The following is a 3968-nucleotide window of genomic DNA, read 5'->3' on the forward strand; positions in this document are numbered from 1 at the left end:
TGATCGAACGTAATCGCCACTTTCTGGTGGGTGCGGCGTCGTCGGCGTCATTACGGAACCAGGTTGGTCGACGACTCCTGGCCCAACCTGAGATTGAACGGGTGACATATCTGCATCTGGAATATGTTGGCCCGGTCCGGTTGTTCCTCGTCGCTGAAGTTGACCTGGTCGGAAACGCTGTTGAGGACGACGTCGCGACTCGCCTGCGCCGTATTGAGTATGCGCTTGAGCAGCACGAACAGATCGCAGAAGCGGTCCTGTCACTGTCGGTCAGTGATGAAGCTTCCTTGCGGTTCGATACCTAAGAGCACCAGTGTTAGAAAATGCAACGACGGTGGTGGCGGCCCGTTTCGTGGACCGTCTCACCACCGCCGCGCGGGGCAGATATTGAGTTGCGGATTCCTCAGCGCCCGAAGCGGGTCAGTCGCAGGGAGTTGAGTACAACGAGCACGGAGGATGCTGCCATGGCAGCGCCGGCGAACATGGGGTTCAGTAGGCCAAGTGCCGCAATCGGAATTCCGGCCGTGTTGTAGGCGAATGCCCAGAACAGGTTGGTCCGGATAATGCGCAGCGTCTTGCGAGATAACTGCAGCGACTGGGAGACCTGAGTCAACGAGGAACCCATGACGGTGATATCGGCTGCTTCGCGTGCCACATCGGTGCCCGACCCCATCGCGATTCCCAGATCGGCTTGGGCTAATGCTGGGGCATCGTTGACGCCGTCACCGGCCATCGCCACGGTTTTACCGGCAGCCTGGAGTTCTTTGACCTTGTCAACTTTGTCTTCTGGCCGTACTCCGGCAAAAACGTGGTCTGGGTTGATGCCAACTTCGGCGGCGACCTGGCGGGCAACCGATTCGTTGTCCCCGGTCAGTAACATCGGGGTGATGCCCATGTCCTTGAGCTCAGCGATCGCTTGCGCCGAGGTATCTTTGATCTGATCTTGTAACGACACGATTCCGGCCAGTTGCCCATCAATGGCAACCCAGACGGCGGTTGCACCGGCTGCTTCGGCATCGGCAAGTGCGTGTTCGTCAGCGGCGCTGAGTGCACCGGTGTGCTCGACAATGAACGAGGAACGTCCCGCTGCAACTCGATGCTGACCGGTTGCCAGCCAGATGGTCCCGACGACGCCGCCACCGGCGGTTGAGGAAAACTCGGTGACCTCAGGTAGTTCGTTCACCGCCTTGCCGGCTTCGACAATGGCCGCTGCGATAGGATGCTCCGAACCGAGTTCGACGGCCGCTGCAGCAACCACAACGTCGTCGGCGGTGTGTCCATCAAATGCAATGACATCTGAGACCGCCATCTGACCTTCGGTCACGGTCCCGGTCTTGTCTAATACAACGGTATCGACGCCGCGAGAGTCTTCCAGGACTTGCGGTCCGCTGATGAGAATACCCATCTGTGATGCCCGGCCCGTACCGGCCAGTAGGCCGATGGGGGTAGCCAATCCAAGTGCACAGGGGCACGCAATGATCAACACGGTGACTGCTGCACGGAATGCGGTGGCCGGATCACCGAAAATCAGCCAGGCGATCAGCGTGACCAGCGCGATGACCAATACGATCGGCACGAAGACCGCTGAGATGCGGTCAGCCAGCCGAGCAATCGGTGCCTTTTCGGACTGCGCGCGTGTCACGAGTTTGCCCATCTGGGCCAATGTGGTGTCGGAACCGGTGCGGGTGGCACGAACCACCAGCCGCCCAGAGGTGTTGATCGTGGCACCGGTGACCGTGTCGTTTTCGGAGACCTCGACTGGAACTGATTCGCCAGTGATTAACGATGTGTCGATTGCTGAGTGTCCAGAGACGACGAACCCGTCGGTTGCGATCTTCTCACCCGGGCGTACCACGAATTCATCGCCCACTTGCAGTGTGGATGCATCGACGACGACTTCTTGCCCGTCGCGCAGCACCGTGGCTTTTGAGGCTGCCAGGTTCAATAATGATCGGAGTGCTTGACTTGCACGGTTTTTCGCGCGCGCCTCCAGGTAGCGGCCAAGCAGCAGGAAAGTAGTGACCACGCCGGCGGTTTCATAGTACAGCGAATGGTCGTGGCTGCCTGCATGCAGGGTCATGGTTGGATCCAGAAATAGCTCAACCGTTGAGTAGACCCATGCTGCGGTTACCCCAATCGACACCAGGGTATCCATGGTTGAGCCGCCGTGCCGGGCAGCCTTGACTGCCCCACGGTGAAATGGCCAACCGCCCCAGAATGTTACGGGCAAGGACAACACCATGGCGACCCAGCCCCAGTGTGGAAACTGGAAGACACTGAACATCGAAATGATAAACAGTGGGATTGTGGCAATGGCGCTGCCGATGAGTCGCGGCTTCAGCTCAGCGGCTCCGGGAGCGTCGTCGACTTTTGGTGCTTCGACCTCGTCTTCGGTAGTTTCAACCGTTTGTTCTGGTTCGTCACCGTGAATGGTGGCATCATAGCCAGCCTTCGAGACCGCATCGATGAGGATACGATCCTCTAAACCAGCCGGAACCTTCAGAAATGCCTGGTTGAGAGGTAAATTGACCGACGCTTCTACGCCGTCGAGCTTTTCTAGTTGACGTTCAACCCGCCCGACGCACGACGCGCAGGACATCCCGGAAATATCCAGTTCAACTTCGCGGGTTTCGGTCGTTTCGGTAGACATAAAAATCCTTTAGCAACGTGCTAGTGCGCTATTCAACGATGGAATAGCCGGCTTCGGCTATCGCATCGGAAAACTGTTGGGCTGATGGTGTGGGGTTCGAGGTCACGGTGGCCGTGGAGACGCCGTCACTGACAAGATCGATCTGGACGTCAGTGACGCCGGGCAGTGCCTTGAGCTCGGACGTTACCGAACCGACGCAGTGCTGGCAGGTGAGGCCTTCAAGTTTCAGAGTGGTTTGTGCCATGAGAATTCTCTTCCTATCTATCGCAGAAGACGACCGACGGTGGCCGAGACTTCTTGAACTTTTTCTTTGATGGCTTCGGGATCACCGGAGGCCACTGCATCGTGGACACAATGGTTCATGTGATCGGTGACCAGCCCGAGGCTCAGTGCGTGCAGTGCCTTATTGACCGCGGACACCTGGGTGAGCACGTCAATGCAGTAGGTGTCGTCTTCGACCATGCGCTTGATACCGCGCACCTGGCCTTCAATGCGTGCCAGGCGCTTGAGGTAGGCCGCCTTATCGTCCGTGTAGCCAACGGCCTCGTGGTCTGCCTGTTGTGTCGTCATGATTGCTCCTCACTTCGAGCTATTCAACACCCCTATTTTTATACCCCCTATGGGTATCGGGTCAAGCCAGAATGCGATCTTTGGAAGTGCGGTTCACCTTCAGCGCAGATACCCCTGACGGGTATGGTCCTTCATTTGCTGAATCTTTGCGCTAATGTGGTCTGTGCCACATAGTTTCGATGGTGAAGGAGTCGGAGTGCAACGAACAGGACATCTCTGGCGGACGCGTAGCGAATACGAAGATTCTGCGGATGATCACGCAGGAATACGTCGGGTTTTAGAGGCCGCTTTCGAAACCACTGCGGAAGCTGATCTGGTCGATGAGCTACGCCACGACCCAGAACACTGGATTCAGCGGTACTCGGTGCTGGGTATGACCGCAGCGATTCCTGATTCTGAATTCGAAACCCTACCCGCCGCCCACGCTCTGGCGCACCGCTGCATCGTCGGCGGACACCCCGGGCTCATGCTGGCTCCCACCGGTGTACTGCCGCAACACCAGGGCGAAGGCGCCGGAACCGCAGTCATTAATGCGGTCCTAGAACTTGCTAAGGACGACGGCGAAGCATTCGTGCTGGTATACGGTTACCCACACTATTACCCGCGCTTCGGGTTCACCCCGGCAGCTGAGGCAGGAATTACCGCTCAGTGGGCCACCCAAAAGCCCGCACTGCAAATCCGAATCCTGGATGACACCGCCACCATCCCGACCGGTGAAGTTGAATTGCCGAAGGCATACGGCATCTAA

At 58.0% G+C, this 3968-nt stretch carries 4 protein-coding genes and 1 pseudogene; 2 read left to right on the top strand and 3 right to left on the bottom strand.

The window, feature by feature from the left end; translation table 11 throughout:
• Nucleotides 1-305: pseudogene (locus K8V32_RS12035) on the top strand (cation diffusion facilitator family transporter); the annotation flags it as partial.
• Nucleotides 306-403: 98 nt separating this feature from the next.
• Here K8V32_RS12035 and K8V32_RS12040 read toward each other — a convergent pair.
• Genes K8V32_RS12040 through K8V32_RS12050 form a run of 3 tightly spaced genes read right to left on the bottom strand, consistent with a single transcriptional unit; the run spans nucleotide 404 to nucleotide 3220 of the window.
• A complete protein-coding gene (locus K8V32_RS12040; RefSeq protein ID WP_303907763.1) occupies nucleotides 404-2650 on the bottom strand; it encodes a heavy metal translocating P-type ATPase in 2247 nt (748 codons plus the stop codon).
• Between the two features lie 28 nt (nucleotides 2651-2678).
• Entirely contained in the window at nucleotides 2679-2894 is a 216-nt protein-coding gene (locus tag K8V32_RS12045) for a heavy-metal-associated domain-containing protein (RefSeq protein WP_303907766.1), read from the bottom strand.
• 17 nt (nucleotides 2895-2911) lie between these two features.
• Entirely contained in the window at nucleotides 2912-3220 is a 309-nt protein-coding gene (locus tag K8V32_RS12050) for a metal-sensitive transcriptional regulator (RefSeq protein ID WP_303907769.1), read from the bottom strand.
• A 196-nt stretch (nucleotides 3221-3416) separates the two neighbouring features.
• Here K8V32_RS12050 and K8V32_RS12055 point away from each other — a divergent pair, with 196 nt between their 5' ends.
• On the top strand, nucleotides 3417-3968 hold the full coding sequence (locus tag K8V32_RS12055; RefSeq protein WP_303907772.1) for a GNAT family N-acetyltransferase: 552 nt from the start codon (nucleotides 3417-3419) through the stop codon (nucleotides 3966-3968).

The organism is Enteractinococcus helveticum, from assembly GCF_020742345.1.
Classification (GTDB): Bacteria; Actinomycetota; Actinomycetes; order Actinomycetales; family Micrococcaceae; genus Yaniella; species Yaniella helvetica_A.

What these genes read in the sequence shown, in the direction of transcription:
- K8V32_RS12045 (WP_303907766.1), bottom strand. Translation starts at nt 2,894, where the DNA reads ATGGCACAAACCACTCTGAAACTTGAAGGCCTCACCTGCCAGCACTGC.
- K8V32_RS12040 (WP_303907763.1), bottom strand. Translation starts at nt 2,650, where the DNA reads ATGTCTACCGAAACGACCGAAACCCGCGAAGTTGAACTGGATATTTCC.
- K8V32_RS12050 (WP_303907769.1), bottom strand. Translation starts at nt 3,220, where the DNA reads ATGACGACACAACAGGCAGACCACGAGGCCGTTGGCTACACGGACGAT.